The 17,341-nt window shown below is 70.4% G+C and carries 18 protein-coding genes; 8 read left to right on the top strand and 10 right to left on the bottom strand.

Annotation, left to right across the window (positions count from 1 at the left end; translation table 11 throughout):
- Nucleotides 1-433 precede the first annotated feature (433 nt).
- The gene (locus tag DQW85_RS14760; RefSeq protein WP_113700877.1) at nucleotides 434-1,042 is read left to right on the top strand and encodes a VWA domain-containing protein; all 609 of its coding nucleotides are present in this window, start codon (nucleotides 434-436) and stop codon (nucleotides 1,040-1,042) included.
- 57 nt (nucleotides 1,043-1,099) lie between these two features.
- Here DQW85_RS14760 and DQW85_RS14755 read toward each other — a convergent pair whose 3' ends face one another.
- Nucleotides 1,100-2,626 (bottom strand): acyl-CoA carboxylase subunit beta, encoded by a 1,527-nt coding sequence (locus DQW85_RS14755; protein WP_205315134.1) that lies wholly within the window; start codon nucleotides 2,624-2,626, stop codon nucleotides 1,100-1,102.
- 81 nt (nucleotides 2,627-2,707) lie between these two features.
- Entirely contained in the window at nucleotides 2,708-3,013 is a 306-nt protein-coding gene (locus DQW85_RS47925; protein ID WP_338043388.1) for a glycerol-3-phosphate dehydrogenase C-terminal domain-containing protein, read from the bottom strand.
- Between the two features lie 818 nt (nucleotides 3,014-3,831).
- On the opposite strand from DQW85_RS47925, the gene holA reads away from it, so the two are divergent.
- Nucleotides 3,832-4,815: a DNA polymerase III subunit delta gene (gene holA / locus DQW85_RS14745; protein ID WP_240197181.1), complete on the top strand. Its 984-nt coding sequence runs from the start codon at nucleotides 3,832-3,834 to the stop codon at nucleotides 4,813-4,815.
- A 468-nt stretch (nucleotides 4,816-5,283) separates the two neighbouring features.
- On the opposite strand, the gene rpsT is transcribed toward holA, so the two are convergent.
- Both rpsT and DQW85_RS14735 read right to left on the bottom strand, forming a co-directional pair.
- Nucleotides 5,284-5,553, bottom strand: coding sequence for a 30S ribosomal protein S20 (gene rpsT, locus DQW85_RS14740; RefSeq protein ID WP_113700875.1), 270 nt, complete (start codon nucleotides 5,551-5,553; stop codon nucleotides 5,284-5,286).
- 128 nt (nucleotides 5,554-5,681) lie between these two features.
- Entirely contained in the window at nucleotides 5,682-6,671 is a 990-nt protein-coding gene (locus tag DQW85_RS14735; protein WP_113700874.1) for a glycoside hydrolase family 18 protein, read from the bottom strand.
- 55 nt (nucleotides 6,672-6,726) lie between these two features.
- Between DQW85_RS14735 and lepA the strand changes: the two genes are divergently transcribed.
- From lepA to DQW85_RS14715, 4 genes are all read left to right on the top strand, one after another.
- Nucleotides 6,727-8,556 (top strand): translation elongation factor 4, encoded by a 1,830-nt coding sequence (lepA, locus tag DQW85_RS14730; protein ID WP_113700873.1) that lies wholly within the window; start codon nucleotides 6,727-6,729, stop codon nucleotides 8,554-8,556.
- 357 nt (nucleotides 8,557-8,913) lie between these two features.
- Nucleotides 8,914-9,690, top strand: a complete 777-nt coding sequence (locus DQW85_RS14725; RefSeq protein WP_113700872.1) for an SDR family oxidoreductase — start codon at nucleotides 8,914-8,916, stop codon at nucleotides 9,688-9,690.
- A gap of 7 nt (nucleotides 9,691-9,697) precedes the next feature.
- Nucleotides 9,698-10,315 carry a TetR/AcrR family transcriptional regulator gene (locus DQW85_RS14720; protein ID WP_113700871.1) on the top strand — a complete coding sequence of 206 codons (618 nt, stop codon included), beginning with the start codon at nucleotides 9,698-9,700 and terminating at the stop codon, nucleotides 10,313-10,315.
- 12 nt (nucleotides 10,316-10,327) lie between these two features.
- Entirely contained in the window at nucleotides 10,328-11,485 is a 1,158-nt protein-coding gene (locus DQW85_RS14715; protein ID WP_113700870.1) for an acetyl-CoA C-acetyltransferase, read from the top strand.
- Here the strand turns inward: DQW85_RS14715 and DQW85_RS14710 are convergent.
- From DQW85_RS14710 to DQW85_RS14695, 4 genes are read right to left on the bottom strand one after another with little or no spacing between them, the layout of a single operon-like run.
- Nucleotides 11,482-12,525 carry an NAD(P)H-dependent flavin oxidoreductase gene (locus tag DQW85_RS14710; RefSeq protein WP_205315132.1) on the bottom strand — a complete coding sequence of 348 codons (1,044 nt, stop codon included), beginning with the start codon at nucleotides 12,523-12,525 and terminating at the stop codon, nucleotides 11,482-11,484. The genes DQW85_RS14715 and DQW85_RS14710 overlap by 4 nt on opposite strands.
- Nucleotides 12,522-13,247 (bottom strand): CoA-transferase subunit beta, encoded by a 726-nt coding sequence (locus DQW85_RS14705; protein WP_113700869.1) that lies wholly within the window; start codon nucleotides 13,245-13,247, stop codon nucleotides 12,522-12,524. The genes DQW85_RS14710 and DQW85_RS14705 overlap by 4 nt, the downstream gene beginning before the upstream one ends.
- Nucleotides 13,244-13,993, bottom strand: a complete 750-nt coding sequence (locus tag DQW85_RS14700) for a CoA transferase subunit A (protein WP_240197180.1) — start codon at nucleotides 13,991-13,993, stop codon at nucleotides 13,244-13,246. Before DQW85_RS14700 ends, DQW85_RS14705 begins: the two co-directional genes overlap by 4 nt.
- Nucleotides 13,993-14,739: an enoyl-CoA hydratase family protein gene (locus tag DQW85_RS14695; RefSeq protein ID WP_113700868.1), complete on the bottom strand. Its 747-nt coding sequence runs from the start codon at nucleotides 14,737-14,739 to the stop codon at nucleotides 13,993-13,995. Before DQW85_RS14695 ends, DQW85_RS14700 begins: the two co-directional genes overlap by 1 nt.
- A gap of 54 nt (nucleotides 14,740-14,793) precedes the next feature.
- On the opposite strand from DQW85_RS14695, the gene DQW85_RS14690 reads away from it, so the two are divergent.
- Nucleotides 14,794-15,549: an SDR family oxidoreductase gene (locus tag DQW85_RS14690; RefSeq protein WP_113700867.1), complete on the top strand. Its 756-nt coding sequence runs from the start codon at nucleotides 14,794-14,796 to the stop codon at nucleotides 15,547-15,549.
- A gap of 233 nt (nucleotides 15,550-15,782) precedes the next feature.
- Nucleotides 15,783-16,046 (top strand): hypothetical protein, encoded by a 264-nt coding sequence (locus DQW85_RS14680; RefSeq protein WP_113700865.1) that lies wholly within the window; start codon nucleotides 15,783-15,785, stop codon nucleotides 16,044-16,046.
- A gap of 80 nt (nucleotides 16,047-16,126) precedes the next feature.
- Here DQW85_RS14680 and DQW85_RS14675 read toward each other — a convergent pair whose 3' ends face one another.
- Both DQW85_RS14675 and DQW85_RS14670 read right to left on the bottom strand, forming a co-directional pair.
- Nucleotides 16,127-16,678: an SRPBCC family protein gene (locus tag DQW85_RS14675; protein ID WP_162794991.1), complete on the bottom strand. Its 552-nt coding sequence runs from the start codon at nucleotides 16,676-16,678 to the stop codon at nucleotides 16,127-16,129.
- 205 nt (nucleotides 16,679-16,883) lie between these two features.
- Nucleotides 16,884-17,341: helix-turn-helix transcriptional regulator (locus DQW85_RS14670; protein ID WP_162794990.1), on the bottom strand; the 458-nt coding region annotated here is incomplete at its 5' end.

Genomic DNA, 17,341 nt, shown 5'->3' with positions numbered 1-17,341 from the left:
TCACCCACCCCGACGCACCGTCGTCCGCCGGGGTTGGCTGCCGTCTGCATGCTTGCTCTCCGATTTTCGGATTAGGTCAGGCGCGCCTCGGGCGCCCATATGAATCCCGAGTTGTGCATCCGGCGCAAACACCAGCGCCATCCCAATCCCTCCGGTGGCCCCGGTCACCGACACAACGGCGCGAGCTTGCCAAGCACCGCGCACATCTCACCCGGATGATCGACCTCCTGGCCGACGAGACCGCTGCCGCCGCGAACCCTGACACCACGCAGATGGCCCGGGCCGCTGCCTGAGGACCGACGCATGACACGGTGGCGACGTCGTCGATCACACAGACGCGCTCTACCGGAGCCTTTCCCTCTCCCTGAAAGGAACCGTCATACCCAATCCGAACCCCCGCCACATCACGATCATCCTCGACCGCTCCGGCAGCATGCAGCGCGTCACGGAGGACACCGAAGGGGGCCTCAAGGCGTTCCTGACCGAGCAGGCAAACACCCCGGCTGAGACGTTCGTGTCCCTCTGCCAGTTCGATGATCACTACGAGACCGTCTACGAGTTCACCGCCCTGGCCGACGTCCCGGACTTCCAGCTCCGCCCGCGGGGCCTGACCGCGCTGCTCGACGCGATCGGCAAGACCATCACCACCATGCGCGCCCAGTTCGACGCCGTGCCCGACAGCGACCTCCCCGGCGAAGTGGTCGTGGTGATCCTCACCGAGGGCAAGGAGAACGCCTCCCGACAGTGGCGCTCGCGGACCCAGATACGCCGTCTAATCGCCGCTCAGCAGGACGAGGCCTGGAAGTTCATCTTCCTCGGCGCCGACCAGGAGGCGTTCGCCGCCGCCGGTGACATGGGCATCGGCCCAGACACGACCTTGTCGTACTCCTCCAGCAGCGGGCGGTGGCGGCTTCGCCGACGAGGACCGCAACGCCACCCGCCACTGACACCTCTTCATGACCCCGCCCTACAGCAGGGCCGCCCCATCCGAAACATAGCGCCGCGCCTTCGGCGCCTGCCCCCGCCCGCCTTCGGCGCCTGAACGGCCGGGCTCAGAGGCCGCCGCGCCGCGCCCCGACCTGCCGGGTTCGCCCGCTGTTCAGGGACGGGTGGTGGCGCGGGGGCCGGGTTCCAGGACGGCGTACGCGTCGCGCACCCACTCCGTGAGGATCGGCCGGGTCCGGGAGGGGTCGATGATGTCCTCGACTAGGAACGCCTCGGCCGTGCGGAAGGGCGACCTGACCGCCTCCAGCCGGGCCGCGATCTCCGCCTTGAGCGACTCGGCCTCCGGCCCCGCCTCGGTGAGCATGCGCTTGAACGCCACCTCCAGCCCGCCCTCGATCGGCAGCGACCCCCAGTCGCCCGACGGCCAGGCGACGCGCAGCCCGTACCTGTGGTGGGGCCGGTGCGCCGCGCCCGCGACGCCGAAGACGCGGCGGACCAGCACCGACGCCCACGGCACTGACGACTGGTAGACGGCGGCCAGCGCGCGGGCGCCGTGCCGGATGGCGCCGGCCCGCTCGGCGGCGGTGCCGATGACGAAGCCCGGCTGGTCCACGAGGTGCACGACCGGCAGGTGGAACGTCTCGGCCAGGTCGACGAACCGGGTCGTCTTGTCCGCGCCCTGCGCCGTCATGCCGCCGCCGTACACGCGCGGGTCGCTCGCCAGCACCGCCACGGGGTGCCCGTCGAGGCGGGCAAGTGCGGTGATCGTGGAAGGGGCGTGCCTGCGGCCGAGTTCGAGCACGCTGCCGGTGTCGAAGACCAGGCCGAGGATGGCGCGCATGTCGTACGGCTTGCGCCGCTCGCGCGGGACGGCGGCGCGCAGCTCGGGGGCGGCCCGGCCCGGGTCGTCGCCGGACAGGGTGACGGGCGGTGTCCGCCAGGCGTTCTGCGGCAGGTAGGACAGCACCTGCCTGGTCAGCACGAACGCGTCCTCCTCGGAGTCCGCGACCAGGTCCACGGAGCCGGCCGCCGCAGCCGTCCGCCAGCCGCCGAGCTCCTCCTTGTCCACGCTCTCCCCCATCCCCGCCTCGACCACGGCCGGCCCGGCGATGAACACCTGGGAGAGCCCCTTCACCATGATCGAGATGTGCGAGGTGACCAGGCGCGCCGCGCCGAGCCCGGCCACCGGTCCGAGCGCGAGCGCGATCACGGGGACGCGGCCGAGGTTGGCCACGACCTGGTCCCAGCCGGGGTTGTAGGGCACGTACGTCCTGCCGAGCTCCTCAAGCTGCCTGACGCTGCCCCCGCCACCGGTACCGTCGACCAGCCTGATCAACGGCACCCGCAGCTCCCCGGCCATCCGCTCGGCCAGGATCTGCTTGTCGTGAACAGCGGCGTCGGCCGCCCCGCCACGCACGGTGAAGTCGTCGCCCGCCACGACTACGCGCCGCCCGTCCAGCGTCGCCCTGCCGATGATCACGTTGGCCGGGGTGAACCCGTCATCCCCGGTGGGGTGGCCGGTGAGCGCGCCGACTTCGTCCCAGCCGTCGGTGAGGGCGGCGAGGCGCTCGCGGATCGTGAGCCGCCCGCTGGAGTGCTGCCTGGCTACCCGCTCCGCGCCTCCCATGCGCTCGGCCAGGCGCATGCGGCGCTCGAGTTCGGCGAGCTCCGGCTCCCACACGGCGACTCCCTCCATACCGGCTGGTCGGTAGGGTAGTGCACCGGCCGGCGAAAGTGAACGTCGATCGGCCCCGGCTTCCGGTCAGGCGTTGACCGGCCGATCACCTGCCCGCGAGTGGCTGTATGCCGCGCAGATCTCCGCGGGGACGGCCACCGCTGACAGGTCGTCGGGCTGCCGCTCCGCGGACATCTCGACGTGCACCATGGTCCGGTAGCCCTCCGTCTCGCGCCGCACGTCCTCGTCGTCCCAGCTCAGCACGGGTGCGATGAGCGCGGCCACCTCCTGCGCCGCGGCCATGCCCTGGTCGCGCTCCTCGATCGCGGTGCGGGTGCAGCGGACCAGCACGTCCTCCAGGCGCAACGCCCCCTCGTGGGACGCCGCGTACACCGCCTCCGCTCTGAGGTAGTCAGCCGCCCCGGGCGAGCGGCTCGCCCAGCGTGGGATCCGCCTCGATCAGCTCGAGCAGGTCCACGGTCGCCGAGTCGTAGCGCCCGAGCAGGCGCTCGACGCGGGCCACGTCCAGGGCCGGAGCGCGCCGCCAGGCCGGCGCTGCCGTTCCGGAGCACCTCGAATCCCTCCGCGCCGAGCAGTGGCAGCCGGTCGGTGACGGACGCGGGCACGTCGGCGCCCAGTTCGCGCACGGCCACGTCGACGGCGTCCCTGGCCATGACCCGGTAGGTGGTGTACTTGCCGCCGGCGATGACCACGAGCCCCGGCGGGGCCGCGACCGTGTGCTCCCTGGACAGGTTGGCGGTGTGCGCCTGCTGACCCGGTGCGTCGACTACGTGATCGTCTTCACCGGGCTGGCCGGGATCAACTACTTGCGGCGCCGCCAATCACTCGCGACCTGGTCCGTCGACGAACCCGCTTGGGACAACCTGGTTGCACGGCTTCCCCCCGTCCCCGGTCCACAACGCCCCCGAACTTGGCGACCGGAAACGACAGCTCGCTTCCATCTTCGTCTGCGGCGAGCTCACCGCAGGCGAGCATCGCTTTGCTCCACGGCCTATCGAGGCCCTCACTACGCCAACCTCATGATTGAGCTTCGCGAGTTTGCCGCATCCCTGACTGGGGGGCGCAAGAGATCCTTCCCTGGGTGGACAACCCGAGGCCGCCTATCGCTCCCAGAGACCATCTATCGTTCACAGCCTCAGGTGGTCGGGGTGGAGGGCTGGTTGAGTACCGGGTTGTCGGGAGGGCATGGGATGCTGCTCGACATGGCGGGAACCGAACCAGCGCCCGTGACCTTGGTGGTGGGCGAGGAAGAGTTGCTGGCCGAGCGGGCGGTCAGTGCTGTCGTCGCCGCGGCGCGGGCCGCCGACGGCGGGGCGGAGGTACACGATCTCCTCGGTGCCAAGGTGGGGCAGGGGGAGCTGACTCAGCTGGCTTCCCCGTCGCTCTTCGGCGATCGCTCGGTGGTCGTGATCCGCTCCGCGCAGGACCTGGCCAAGGAGGTGATCGCCGAGGTGCTGGCGTACGCCGCGCATCCGTCCGGCGACACCGTCCTGGTGCTGTCGCACCCAGGCGGGGCGAAGGGCAAGGCGCTGGTCGATGGGCTGAAGAAGGCCAAGGCCCATGTCGTCACCGTCAGCAAGCCGACCAAGGCGGGGGAGCGGCTCGACTTCATCAAGGGCGAGGTCAGGCGCGCCGGCCGGTCGATCTCGGCCGACGCCGCGCAGGCGCTGCTCGACGCGGTGGGCAATGACCTGCGGGAGCTGGCGGCGGCGTGCAGTCAGCTGGTCTTCGACACCGAGGAGAAGACGATCAGTGCCGCGGCCGTGGCTCGCTATCACAAGGGGCGGGCGGAGGTCACCGGGTTCAACGTTGCGGACGCGGCGGTCGAGGGGCGTCTCGCCGATGCGCTGGAGCAGCTGCGCTGGGCGCTCGGCACCGGGGTCGCGCCCGTTCTGCTGGTGAGCGCGCTGGCGGGCGGGCTGCGGTCCATCGCCAAGGTCGGCGGCGCTCCACGCAACCTCCGCGGCGGGCAACTGGCGAGCCACCTGGGCATGCCGCCCTGGAAGATCGATCGGGTCAAGCGCCAGCTGAACGGCTGGGGTCCCGACGGTCTGTCGCGGGCGATCCAGGCGGTGGCCGACGCCGACGAGCAGGTCAAGGGCGCGGGTGCGGATCCGGCGTACGCGCTTGAGCACGCGGTCCAGGTTGTGGTCGCCAGCCGAACGGGCCGCTAGTCCACCCACGATTTCCGCACGTCACCGCCACTGACCTGCGCCGATCACTCACGGTGTCGGCGTGGTCCAGGGAAACGGGCTGTCATGTGCAGGTGGGTGTCTGTCCGGCGGGCCGCTGGCCGCACCGGTTGTCCGTCGAGTGGGCCGTTGTGCGGTCGTTGGTGCCGGGTAGGCCGCCGGCTTGCCCGCCGCCTGTCGGCCTCTGTGCGGTGTGCGCGGCTTCCACGTCCTAGAGCGGTCGGTCTGCGAGTGCGGCGGGTCGGTGGTCTCCCGTCCCGTTGAGGGGGGCCGTATTGCCCCTTTCGGACCGGCCGCGGGTGGTGTTCGGTCTCGTTCGGGAACGCCTCGAAAACGGCCGTGGTGAAGGACGGTCCGGGGCGTGAGGTCGGACTGTACGCACGCGGGAACGCCGCACTCCGGCAGACGGGAGTGCGGCGCTCGGGTGGAACCAGGTGTGGCGCCGGTGGCTTACTTGGCGGCCAGCGCGGCGGCCTGCTTGGCGATCGCCGACTTGCGGTTGGCGGCCTGGTTCTTGTGGATGACGCCCTTGCTGACGGCCTTGTCGAGCTGGCGGGCGGCGACGCGCTGGAGCGCCACGGCCTGCTCGACGTCGCCCTGCTCGGCGGCCTCGCGGAACTTGCGAACTGCCGTCTTGAGGGACGACTTGACCGCCTTGTTGCGCAGGCGGGCCTTCTCGTTCTGCTTGTTGCGCTTGATCTGGGACTTGATGTTCGCCACGAAGAAGCCTCGGTGAGAGTCTGGGATGGATGGGGCGCGCGGGCTCGAGAGAGGGCGCGCCACACGCAGTTGAACAGATTACCAATAACCCAGGTGGCCGCTCAAATCAACGACCTGGGTGAGCTCCGTCAGTTGAGCCACTGCGCAGCGTACTCCCTCCAGTCCTCCTCCGTCGCCGCGAAGTCCACATAGAGGGCGAGACCGAACCGCTCACGCCAGCCGTGATCCGACAGGGCCAGCTTCGCGCCGCGCGCCGCGTCGGCGACGCTCTCGGCCGGGTCGGCCCAGGGGATGCCGTGGTCGTGGTAGGCGGGGGCGCCGATGAACAGGTGCTTGTCCTCGGGGACCAGGTCGAGCGCCAGTTCGGCCTGGCGTACGACGTAGCCGCCGTAGAGCGCGCGAAGGGGCGTGAAGGAGTCGTACGTCATGATCGCGACCTGGTCGACGCGGTCGACGATCTGCCGGAAGTAGTCCCGTGACCAGTACTTGTCGTGGGTCAGCACGGCTCTGGCCGTCAGGCGCATGAGGGGGTAGGGCTCGATCTGCGGGGTCGAGGTGGACAGCAGCCTGGTGTGCCGCCGGGTCTGTTCGAGGAGGACGAGGAAGTCCGTGTCGCCGTCGCCGATGGGCTCGAAGTTGTAGTGGACGCCGTCGAAGCCGCTCTTCATGATGTCGGCGACGCCGTTCAGCACGTTCTCGCGGGAGCGCGGGTCGTCGAGGTCGAGACCGTTCTTGACGGACTGGCCGAGCCAGGCCGAGACGCGGACGCCGGGGAGCTGCTTCTTCGCCCATTGCACGAAATTTCGTGCCTTGGGGTATTTGGCCGGATCTAAGCGTCCGTCCCACTCGAACGGGCCGGAATGAACGTACAGGTCCTTGATCCCCGTGGCGCGCAGCCGTTCCGCCAGCCTCTCGACGTCCTGCTCCGTGCGGCGGCCGTCCACCCACATGTGGCCGAGCCACAGGGCGTCGTTGCCCGTGCTCTTCGCCCAGCCCGCGGGCACGCCGGTAAACTGGAGCCGGAACGCGGCGGCCAGCAGGCCGACCAGCGCGACCACGACGACCAAGGCAAGCGCGAGCAGGCGCAGGCCGCGGCGGATGACGGTTCGGGTGATCACCCGGGCATGTCACCATGAAAGACGCTTGACCTCAACCCTGTCGAAACGGACTTCGGTGCGCACTCAGCCTGGCCAGACCGACCCCGCGTTGATCCGCAACTTCTGCATCATCGCGCACATCGACCATGGCAAGTCGACCCTTGCCGACCGCATGCTGCAGATCACCGGCGTGGTCGACGACCGCTCCATGCGCGCCCAATACCTCGACCGGATGGACATCGAGCGGGAGCGCGGCATCACGATCAAGTCCCAGGCGGTGCGGCTGCCATGGGACGGCCACGTGCTCAACATGATCGACACGCCCGGTCACGTCGACTTCACCTACGAGGTGTCGCGGTCGCTTCAGGCGTGCGAGGGCGCCGTCCTCCTGGTCGACGCCGCCCAGGGCATCGAGGCGCAGACCCTGGCCAACCTCTACCTGGCCATGAACGCCGACCTGCACATCATCCCCGTGCTCAACAAGATCGACCTGCCCGCCGCGCAGCCGGAGAAGTTCGCCGAGGAGCTCGCGGGCCTGATCGGCTGCGACCCGTCCGACGTGCTGCGCGTGTCGGGCAAGACCGGCGAGGGCGTGCGCGAGCTGCTCGACCATGTGGTGGCTTCCGTGCCGCCGCCGGTGGGCGAGGCCGACTCCGCCGCGCGGGCGCTGATCTTCGACTCGGTGTACGACACGTACCGGGGCGTCGTGACGTACGTACGGGTCTTCGACGGCCACCTGGGCAGGCGCGAGCGCATCCTCATGATGTCCACCGGCGCCACCCACGAGACGCTGGAGATCGGCGTCATCTCTCCCGAGCCGAAGCCGTCCGAGCTCGGGCTCGGCGTCGGCGAGGTGGGCTACCTGATCACCGGCGTCAAGGACGTGCGCCAGTCGCGCGTCGGTGACACCGTCACCTCGGCCGTCAAGGCCGCACGCGAGATGCTGGCGGGCTACGAGCACCCCAAGCCCATGGTGTTCTCCGGCCTCTATCCGATCGACGGCGACGAATACCCCGAGCTGCGCGAGGCGCTCGACAAGCTCCAGCTCAACGACGCCGCGCTGATCTACGAGCCGGAGACCTCGGCCGCGCTCGGATTCGGCTTCCGTGTCGGCTTCCTCGGGCTGCTCCACATGGAGATCGTCCGCGAGCGACTGGAGCGGGAGTTCGGCCTGTCGCTGATCTCGACCGCGCCCAACGTGGTCTACCGCGTGGTCATGGAGGACGGGACAGAGCTCACGGTCACCAACCCCTCGGAGTTCCCCACCGGCGGCAAGATCGCGCAGGTCTTCGAGCCGGTCACCAAGTCCACGATCCTGGCCCCGGCGGAGTTCATCGGCGCGATCATGGAGATCTGCCAGGGACGACGCGGGCAGTTGCAGGGCATGGACTACCTGTCGGAGGATCGGGTCGAGATCCGCTACACGCTGCCCCTCGGCGAGATCATCTTCGACTTCTTCGACCAGCTCAAGTCGCGCACCCGCGGCTACGCCTCGCTCGACTACGAGCCGGCGGGGGAGGACGAGGCCGATCTGGTCAAGGTCGACATCCTGCTCCAGGGCGAGCCGGTCGACGCCTTCAGCGCGATCGTGCACAAGGACAAGGCCTACTCCTACGGCGTCGACATGGCCAAGAAGCTGCGCGAGCTGATCCCCAGGCAGCAGTTCGAGGTGCCCATCCAGGCCGCCATCGGCGCCCGCGTCATCGCCCGCGAGAACATCCGCGCCATCCGCAAGGACGTCCTCGCCAAGTGCTACGGCGGCGACATCTCGCGCAAGCGCAAGCTGCTGGAGAAGCAGAAGGAAGGCAAGAAGCGGATGAAGATGGTCGGCCGGGTCGAGGTGCCCCAGGAGGCCTTCGTCGCCGCCCTGTCGACGGACTCCAGCGCCGACAAGTCCAAGAAGTAGGCGAGCCGCCCCGGGCCGCCTCCGCGGATCGGCGCCGCAGATCACAGGGTGCTTGGCGCCAAGGTCGGCCCGGCTTCGGGCGGCCCTTGAGTGCCGGGACCCTGCGGCCTTCTCTGGGCACAGGCGGCTCTCGGCGGCGTGCGGGCTGCACAGGCGATCGTCCAACGCGTACGTCATCGCGCTGTTCTGGGCGTTTCGGTACTCAGGCCGTTCAGGGTGACCAGCGCGAGGCGATTCTTTCTAACAACCGTTTGGTAGAGTTGCCCACATGAACGACAGCTCCGCGTCCCGCGGCCGGCGGGTCGGATTCCGGCGCGAGTTCGAGGGCGTGGTCGGCCTTCCCCGGGAGACGCGCGCATGAAGCCCCCGTACGTGGCCGGGCACGGACTGCTGGACGATCAGGTCGTAGTGATCACCGCGGCGGCCGGAGCCGGGATCGGCGGGGCCACCGCGCGGCGGTGCCTGGAAGAGGGCGCGTCCATCCTGATCAGCGACGCGCACGAGCGGCGTCTGGAGGAGTCGCGGATCGGGCTGGAGCGGGAGTTCGGCTCGGGGCGGGTGATCGCCCAGCCCTGCGACGTCACCGACGAGGCCCAGGTGAGAGCCCTGTTCCAGCGGGCGCTCACCCACTACGGCCGGATCGACGTGGCGGTCAACAACGCCGGGCTCGGCGGCACGCGCGACCTCGTCGAGATGTCCGACGACGAGTGGGACCGCGTCCTCGACGTCACCCTCAACGGGACGATGCGCTGCACCCGCGCCGCCTTGCGGATCATGCGCGAGCAGGGGAGCGGCGTCATCGTCAACAACGCCTCGGTCATCGGCTGGCGGGCCCAGAAGGGCCAGTCGCACTACGCCGCTGCCAAGGCGGGGGTGATGGCGCTGACCCGCTGCGCCGCTCTGGAGGCCGCGGAGTCCGGGGTGCGGATCAACGCGGTGTCGCCGTCCCTCGCGATGCACCCGCACCTCGTCAAGGTGACCTCCGAGGAACTGCTGACGGAGCTGACGGCCCGCGAGGCGTTCGGCCGCTACGCGGAGCCCTGGGAGGTGGCGAACGTCATAATCTTCCTCGCCAGCGACTACTCCTCGTACATGACGGGCGAAGTCGTCTCCGTCTCCAACCAGCACTCCTAGGAGTCCGATGAGCGCACGCCGGCGGGATGCCGAAGGCACCGCCGTGGCCCGAGCGGAACGGCGGGCCGAACTGCTCGCCGCCGTCGCGGAGGTCTTCGCCTCCCGGGGCTACGCCGCCACGACCGTCCGCGAGGCCGCCGAAGCCGCCGGGATTCTCGGCGGCAGCCTCTACTACCACTTCGACTCCAAGGAGTCGATGGTCGACGAGATCCTCTCGACCTTCCTCGACGAGATGTGGGCCGACTACGACAAGATCGTCTCTTCCGGGCTGGACGCCCGAGAGACGCTTCGCGCGCTGGTCGTCGCGTCGTTCGCGAGCATCGAACGGCACCTCCCCGCCGTCGTGATCTACCAGAACGAGTCCAAACACCTGGCCGCCAACCCGCGCTTCGCCTACCTGGACAGGTCCCGAGAGAAGTTCGAGGCCACCTGGTTGTCGGTCCTCGACCGCGGCGTGGCCGAGGGGGTGTTCCGCGCCGACCTCGACCGCATCCTGATCTACCGCTTCATCCGCGACACCGTCTGGGTCGCCGCCACCTGGTACCGGCCCGGCGGCCGGCTCTCCGCCGACCAGATCGCGGGGCAGTACCTCGCGATGGTCCTGGAAGGCATCCAGCAACCCTAGGAGGAACCCGTCATGGCCGAGGCCTACATCATCGACGCCGTCCGCACCCCGGTCGGACGGCGTGGCGGCGGACTCTCCGCCGTCCACCCCGCGGACCTCGGCGCACACGCCCTCCGGGCGCTCATGGACCGGACCGGCATCGACCCCGCGGCCGTCGAGGACGTCGTGTTCGGCTGCCTGGACACCGTCGGCCCCCAGGCCGGCGACATCGCCCGCACCGCCTGGCTCGCCGCCGGCCTCCCCGAGCAGGTTCCCGGGGTGACGATCGACCGCCAGTGCGGCTCGTCCCAGCAGGCCGTCCACTTCGCCGCCCAGGGCGTTCTGTCCGGCACCCAGGACCTGGTCGTCGCGGGCGGCGTCCAGAACATGTCGCAGATCCCCATCTCCTTCTCGATGGAGGCCGCCCAGCCGCTCGGCCTCCCGCGCAGCCCGTACGCCGGGTCGAAGGGCTGGGCCGCTCGTTACGGCGACCAGACGATCTCCCAGTTCAACGGCGCGGAGATGATCGCCGCCCAGTGGGGCATCTCGCGCGAGACCATGGAGGAATTCGCCTACACCTCGCACCAGCGCGCCCTGCGGGCCATCGACAACGGCCACTTCACCAGGGAGACAGCGCCTCTGGAGGGAGTCGAGCACGACGAGGGCCCCCGCCGTGACACCACCCTGGAGAAGATGAGCGGCCTCAAGACCCTGGTCGAGGGCGGCCGACTCACCGCCGCGCTGGCCTCCCAGATCTCCGACGGCTCCGCCGCGCTTCTCATCGCCTCCGAGCGGGCCGTGCGCGACCACGGGCTGACCCCGCGCGCCCGCATCCACCACCTGTCGGTCCGCGGCGAGGACCCGGTCAAGATGCTCTCGGCCCCCATCCCCGCCACCGCGTACGCGATGAAGAAGACCGGCATGTCCATCCACGACGTGGACGTCGTCGAGATCAACGAGGCGTTCGCCTCCGTTCCCCTCGCCTGGCTCAAGGAGACCGGCTACGACCCGGCGAAGACCAACCCCAATGGCGGCGCCCTCGCCCTCGGCCACCCGCTCGGCGCCACCGGCGCCCGCCTCATGACCACCCTCCTCGGCGAGCTTGAGCGCACCGGCGGCCGCTACGGCCTCCAGACCATGTGCGAGGGCGGCGGCCAGGCCAACGTCACCATGATCGAACGTTGGAGCTAGGAGAGCCGGACTCCCGAAACAGCCTTCTCCGCGTCCGCGACGACACCGGAGATCAACTCCTCGCACGAGGGCAGTGCGTCGATGAGAGCCACCACCTGACCGGAAGCCATGACCCCGAGGTCGGGGCGCCCGTCGACCATGGCCGCCTTGAGCAGCATCGGGGTGTTGGCGGCCATGAGAACCTGCGACCAGGACAGCTCCTTTCCGTGCTTCATGGCCAAGCCGTCGCGCACCATGCCGGCCCAGGACATGCCCGAGATCTTCTTGAACCTGGCGGCATTGCGCACGGCCCGCAGGAGACCGCGAACCCGCCCCGCCGCCTCGAGTTCGGTGACGAGTTCGCTGCGCAGGACCCGGTGCGGCAGGCCGTCGATCCGCCGGGTCACCAGGGTGTCGTGCCCCTCCAGGTACACGCGCTTGACGGCGTCCGGCACCGAGCTGTCGGCGGTGAGGAGGAAGCGCGTGCCCATGGCGACGCCCGCCGCCCCGTACATCAGCGCGGCGGCCAGCCCCCGCCCGTCGTAGAACCCGCCCGCGGCGATCACCGGGATATCGACGGCGTCGACGACCTGCGGCAGCAGGACCGTGGTCGCCACCGCCCCGGTGTGCCCGCCGCCCTCCCCGCCCTGGACGAGCACCGCGTCCGCGCCCCAGGCGGCGACCTTCTCGGCGTGGCGTCGCGCCCCGACTGACGGGATGACCACGACACCGGCGTCCTTGAGCCGTTCGACGAGCTCCCGGGACGGCGCGAGGGCGAACGAGGCGACGCGCACTCCCGTCCGGATGATCAGATCGACCCGCTCGCCCGCGTCGGAGGCGTCCGCCCGCAGGTTGACCCCGAACGGTGCCGAGGTGCGCGAGCGGACCTCATCGATGGCGTCGGCGAGCTGGTCGCGGGTCATGGTCGCGGAGGCGAGGATGCCGAGGCCGCCCGCGTTGGCGACGGCTGACACCAGCCGAGGCCCGGCGACCCAGCCCATGCCGGTCTGGACGACCGGGTGCCGGACCCCGGTCAGTTCGGTCAGCGCGGTGCTGATCATGACCTGACCTCGCGGTCGCGCAGGCCGCCCGGGTCGAGGACGTCGCGGAGGACGCGGAGCTCGGGGCCGGTCGGCCGCCGGGTCTCCGGTACGTCCTCGGGGATCACCAGCTCGAACCCGGTCCGCTCGACGACCTCTGCCACCGATACGCCCGGGTGCAGGGATCGCAGCCGCATCCGTCGGTCGGGGGTGTCGAAGTCCAGCACGGCCAGGTCGGTGACGACCCGGCGGATCTCGTGCGCGCCCCGGTCCCAGCCGAGGCCGGACACCACGTCGACCTTCTCGACGAACACGCGCGGCGCGTGCCGGGGGATCCAGTAGGAGGTGGGGTTGCAGCGGGTGTTGCCGGGGGCGCCGCGCATGCCGAGCAGCTGCGACGTCGGGCGGTGCCAGTCGCCCACCGCCGAGATGTTGGAGTTGCCGTACCTGTCGATCTGGGAGGCGCCCATCATCACGTGACGCCGCCCGTTCAGCACGAGCCACAGATGGTCGCGGAAGGGCATCCAGCCCTCGACCTCCCCGGCGGGCGCGCCGATCGGGACGGGCGCGGCGGTGAGCAGCGGGCCGCCGTCGGTGGTCAGCAGGCCCGGCTCGAACGTGGCGCGGGCCAGGCGGGCCCCGAGGATCGAGCAGGTGCCCATCGCGGCGGCGAGGATCTCGCCGTCGCCGCGCCAGGCGTCGGCGCAGGCCGTCACGCAGATCTCGGCACGGGTCACGGTCATTTCGCTGCCTCCACGTAGCGCTTCTGGCGGGCCTCGTCGCGCGGGTAGTCCGGCAGGCACTCGGTGAACCCCGCGCCGCCGGGGATCTCGACCACCCCGGTGACGTGCATCCGGCTCACGAGGAGCGTCTGCGGCGGACCGTCGAACGCGGTCACGAGCCGCTCGCACGACAGGTACGTGTTCGTGGCGGCCTTGGCGAACAGGTCGTCCAGGTAGGGGTCGTGGCCGAGGTACTGTCCGTTGCCCCGGGCGTCGGCCCGGTTGAGGTGGAGGAGGGCGGCGTCCGGCTTCAGCGGCGGGACGGCGAGCAGTTCCTCGTCGCCGTACGGGTTGCGCACCGTGCGGAGGGATGGATCGTAGGTCACGATGTCGGAGCCGAGCCCGGCCGGCGTCGGCAGGAACGGCAGGCCGTGGGCGGCGGCGTAGAGGCCGAACATGAACATGCCCTCGTCGTACTCGGTGAACTCGATGGTCCCGTTCTGCCGGGCGGCCCGGAAGTGCGGCTCCAGCGGGATCGAGTCGAGGGTGACGAACGGCGCGACGACCCGCCTGACCTTTCCGGCGGCGCAGAGCATTCCCACGTCGGGCCCGCCGTAGGAGACCAGGGTCAGATCCGTGACGTTGGACGCGCACAGCGCCTCGACCAGCGCCATCGGCTTGCGCCGGGAGCCCCAGCCGCCGATGCCGAGCGTCATCCCGCTCTCGACCGAGCCGACGATCTCCTCGACCGTCATCAGTGCGCCCATCAGGCCTCCTTGTCGACGAAGACGTCGCGGTGCCGGTCACCCGCGCCCGCTAGGTTGAGTTCGAAGGTGAACCCCTGCTCGAACCGGTAGGACCGGTTGACGTCGACGGGGTCGATGCCGTTCAGGCACTCCTTGGCCCGCCGGATCACCAACGGGTCCATCGCGGCGATCCGCCCGGCCACCGCGAGGGCTTCCGCGCGGAGGCTCTCGCGGGAGACGACCGAGTGGACCGAGCCGAACGCGTGGAGCTGCCGCGCCGAGGCCGTCTGGGTCGTGTAGACCATCGCCCGCATCAGATGCTGCGGGACGAGCCGCGCCAGATGCGTGGCGGCGCCCAGGGCGCCCTGCCGGACCTCCGGCAGCCCGAACGTCGCGTCGTCCGAGGCGACGATGACGTCGGCGTTGCCGACCAGTCCGATCCCGCCGCCCAGGCAGAACCCGTGGACGGCCGCCACGACCGGCACCTCGCACTCGTAGACGGCCTTGAACGCCGCATGGCACCCCCTGTTGGCGCCGAGCAGCGCGTCGAACCCGTCGGTCCGCTGCATTTCCTTGATGTCGACGCCCGCGTTGAAGCCCCGGCCCTCGGACCGAAGCACGACGACCCGGGCCTCCGGGTCGTGTCCGGCGGCTGTGACCGCGTCGGCCAGCTCGAACCAGCCGGCCACGGTGAGCGCGTTGACCGGTGGCACGTCGATCACGATCTCGGCGATCCCGCCGGGACGCCTCGTGGTGGAGATTCCCATGAGATACCTTTCCACCAAACATTTGTTAGATGGAACTTAACATGAGGAGGCGCCATGGCCGTCACGCTGGATCTGGCGGGACGGGTCGCCCTGGTCACCGGAGGGGTGCGCGGGGTGGGCCTGGGCATCTGCCGCAGGGTCCGCGACGCGGGGGCCGAGGTGATCGCGGTGGCCCGCCGCCGGCCGGACGCGCTGCCGGACGGGATCGCCTTCGCCTCGCTGAACGTGCGGGACGCCGCGGCGGTCGAGGCCTTCGCGGCCGGGCTCGACCGGCTCGACCTGCTGGTCAACAACGCGGGCGGCAGCCCCTTCGCCCCGCTCGCCCAGACGGACCCGGCCGTCCATGCCAAGATCATCGACCTGAACCTGACCGCCCCGCTGGTCGTGGCGCGCGCCTGCCATCCGCTGCTGAAGTCCTCGCGGGGCTCGGTGATCAACATCTGCAGCGTGAGCGGGATCCGGCCGTCGCCAGGGACCGCCGCCTATGGGGCGGCCAAGGCCGGGCTCGAGTCGCTGACGGCGTCCCTGGCCGTGGAGTGGGCTCCGTACGTGCGGGTCAACGCGGTCACGCTCGGCATGGTGCGTACCGAGTCGTCCCATTTGCACTACGGCGACGAGGTGGGGATCGCGTCGGTGGCGCGGACCGTCCCGCTGGGCCGGCTCGCCGGCCCCGACGATGTGGGCGACGCCTGCGTCTTCCTCGCCTCCGACCTCGCGTCCTACGTGAGCGGCGCGAGCCTCGTGCTGCACGGCGGCGGCGAACGCCCCGCCTTCCTGGACGCCGCGACCGTCAACAAGGAGGAGAAATGATCTGGGAGGACAGGGTGGTCGTGAACTCCGGTCAGATCTCGTACGTCTCACCGCCGCCCCACGCGAAGCGGCACGCGACGTCCACCTCGTCGCCCCCGCGCAGCCCTCGGGCGATCAATCGGAGCCAAGCCCGCAGCCGGGGGATGTCCGCCGAGCCCGGCGGGGCCGCGGATTCTGTCGGTGGCGCCGTCTACCTTTGAGTTATGCGAACACGTGTACGAGTGGAGGGTGGGATGATCGCTGCCGAGCGATTCGAGCGTGCCGCCGTGCTGGGGGTCGCGATGGCCGAGGAGATGAGGCGGTTGCTGAGGCTGCACGTGGCCCCGGCCGCGGCGGCGGAGGGTGACACGGTGCTGGTCGACGTGCCCTATCCCGACGCGGCCGTGGTCGTGGCCGTGCTCGATGTGGCCGCCGAGTGCTTCGGTGAGCGGGGCGACTCCGTCGAGGAGACCAGGCAGGCCGCGCTGGAGACTCTCCTGGACCTCCTGGGGCACTGAGACGTGACCGCGCGCGGCGGCGGCTCAGTTTCGTGACCCGTCGGGAGGAGGCACAGTCGACCGGCTGGATCCCGCGGACGTTACTGAGCGGCTCTCGCCTCGGAGGCTTCCTTGAGGTGCTGCAGCCAGGTGACGAGTGACTGCCGCAGGAGCTTCTGGGCGCCCGGGATGTCGGCATCGACGGGCTTGCCCGCCCACGATTCCTCGGTGCAGACCAGCACACCCTTCTTGGTCGGGGTGAAGGTCCACACGTGCACGCCGGTGATGCCGTTGGCCGGTCCGCCCCACACCAGCCGACGCAGCGGCCGCACCTGACGCACCGTGGAGGTGATCTCCAGATGCTCGATGACCCAGTGGAACACCGAGCCCTTCCGGAGCTTGCCGGGCGTCACCAAGCTCGCCGAGGTCAGCTCGGGCTGCCAGGTCGCCCAGTTGTCGATGTCGGTCTGAATCCGCCAGATGGTCTTCACAGGTGCTTTGATCAGGAGCCTGCTGCGCGCGATCACCGGGGCCTTCCAGTCGATCTCGGCGTCTCCGTGACGGGGATGCCGGTCCGACCCACAGCTCTCATTGACACTCGCCCCGGCCGGCGTGGCACCCGCCGCCGTCTGGAGCGCCAAGACACCGATCATCGCCATCACCGCTGCGCCGACACGGCCGGGCAGGAAACGAGCTACTCGTGCTGGGGACATGAAGCGATCTTCCTTTCGAAGGTCTCAACGGGCATCGGGTGCGACCGTATGGACCGATGACCTCGCGGCGAGTCTGTGAGACACCCCAGTCGTGCCGGCTCGCACCCCAGGCCGCGGATGGGAAGACGGGCGGGCCGCTCGCCCGCTACTCGGCCAGTGCGTCGGGGAGGCTGCGGCGGGAGGTGATGCCGAGCTTGCGGAAGATCTTGGTCAGGTGATACTCGACGGTGCCGGTGCTGATGAACAGCTGCGCGGCGATCTCCCTGTTGGTCAGGTGGGTGGCCGCGAGCCGGGCGACCTGCCGCTCCTGCGGTGTCAGTTCGTGCTCGCCAGCGACCGCCCGCCTGCGCACGTGCTCGCCCGTGGCCAGCAGCTCGCGGCGGGCCCGCTCGGCGAACGCGGCGGCGCCGGTCGCTCCGCTGTCCTCGTCGGTGGTGCCCATTCCGGCGAACATCCGGTGGGCGGTGCGCAGTTGCTCCCGTGCTTCGGCTCGCCGGTGCCGGCGGCGCAGCCACTCCCCGTACAGCAGGCGGCCACGCGCAGGGCGTCCCGGGCCTGTCCGGGCGCTACCGGAGCGAGGGTCCGGGCCGCCGCCAGGTGCAG

Source organism: Nonomuraea lactucae (assembly GCF_003313395.1).
Taxonomy (GTDB): Bacteria; Actinomycetota; Actinomycetes; order Streptosporangiales; family Streptosporangiaceae; genus Nonomuraea; species Nonomuraea lactucae.
This window is presented reverse-complemented; position numbering and strand designations above follow the sequence as displayed.

Bases quoted from the DNA above. Each gene is read 5' to 3' on its own strand.
- DQW85_RS14760 (WP_113700877.1), top strand. From the start codon at position 434: ATGCAGCGCGTCACGGAGGACACCGAAGGGGGCCTCAAGGCGTTCCTG.
- holA (WP_240197181.1), top strand. From the start codon at position 3,832: ATGCTGCTCGACATGGCGGGAACCGAACCAGCGCCCGTGACCTTGGTG.
- DQW85_RS14725 (WP_113700872.1), top strand. From the start codon at position 8,914: ATGAAGCCCCCGTACGTGGCCGGGCACGGACTGCTGGACGATCAGGTC.
- DQW85_RS14720 (WP_113700871.1), top strand. From the start codon at position 9,698: ATGAGCGCACGCCGGCGGGATGCCGAAGGCACCGCCGTGGCCCGAGCG.
- DQW85_RS14715 (WP_113700870.1), top strand. From the start codon at position 10,328: ATGGCCGAGGCCTACATCATCGACGCCGTCCGCACCCCGGTCGGACGG.
- DQW85_RS14710 (WP_205315132.1), bottom strand. From the start codon at position 12,525: ATGATCAGCACCGCGCTGACCGAACTGACCGGGGTCCGGCACCCGGTC.
- DQW85_RS14705 (WP_113700869.1), bottom strand. From the start codon at position 13,247: ATGACCGTGACCCGTGCCGAGATCTGCGTGACGGCCTGCGCCGACGCC.
- DQW85_RS14700 (WP_240197180.1), bottom strand. From the start codon at position 13,993: ATGGGCGCACTGATGACGGTCGAGGAGATCGTCGGCTCGGTCGAGAGC.
- DQW85_RS14695 (WP_113700868.1), bottom strand. From the start codon at position 14,739: ATGGGAATCTCCACCACGAGGCGTCCCGGCGGGATCGCCGAGATCGTG.
- DQW85_RS14690 (WP_113700867.1), top strand. From the start codon at position 14,794: ATGGCCGTCACGCTGGATCTGGCGGGACGGGTCGCCCTGGTCACCGGA.
- DQW85_RS14680 (WP_113700865.1), top strand. From the start codon at position 15,783: ATGATCGCTGCCGAGCGATTCGAGCGTGCCGCCGTGCTGGGGGTCGCG.
- DQW85_RS14675 (WP_162794991.1), bottom strand. From the start codon at position 16,678: ATGATCGGTGTCTTGGCGCTCCAGACGGCGGCGGGTGCCACGCCGGCC.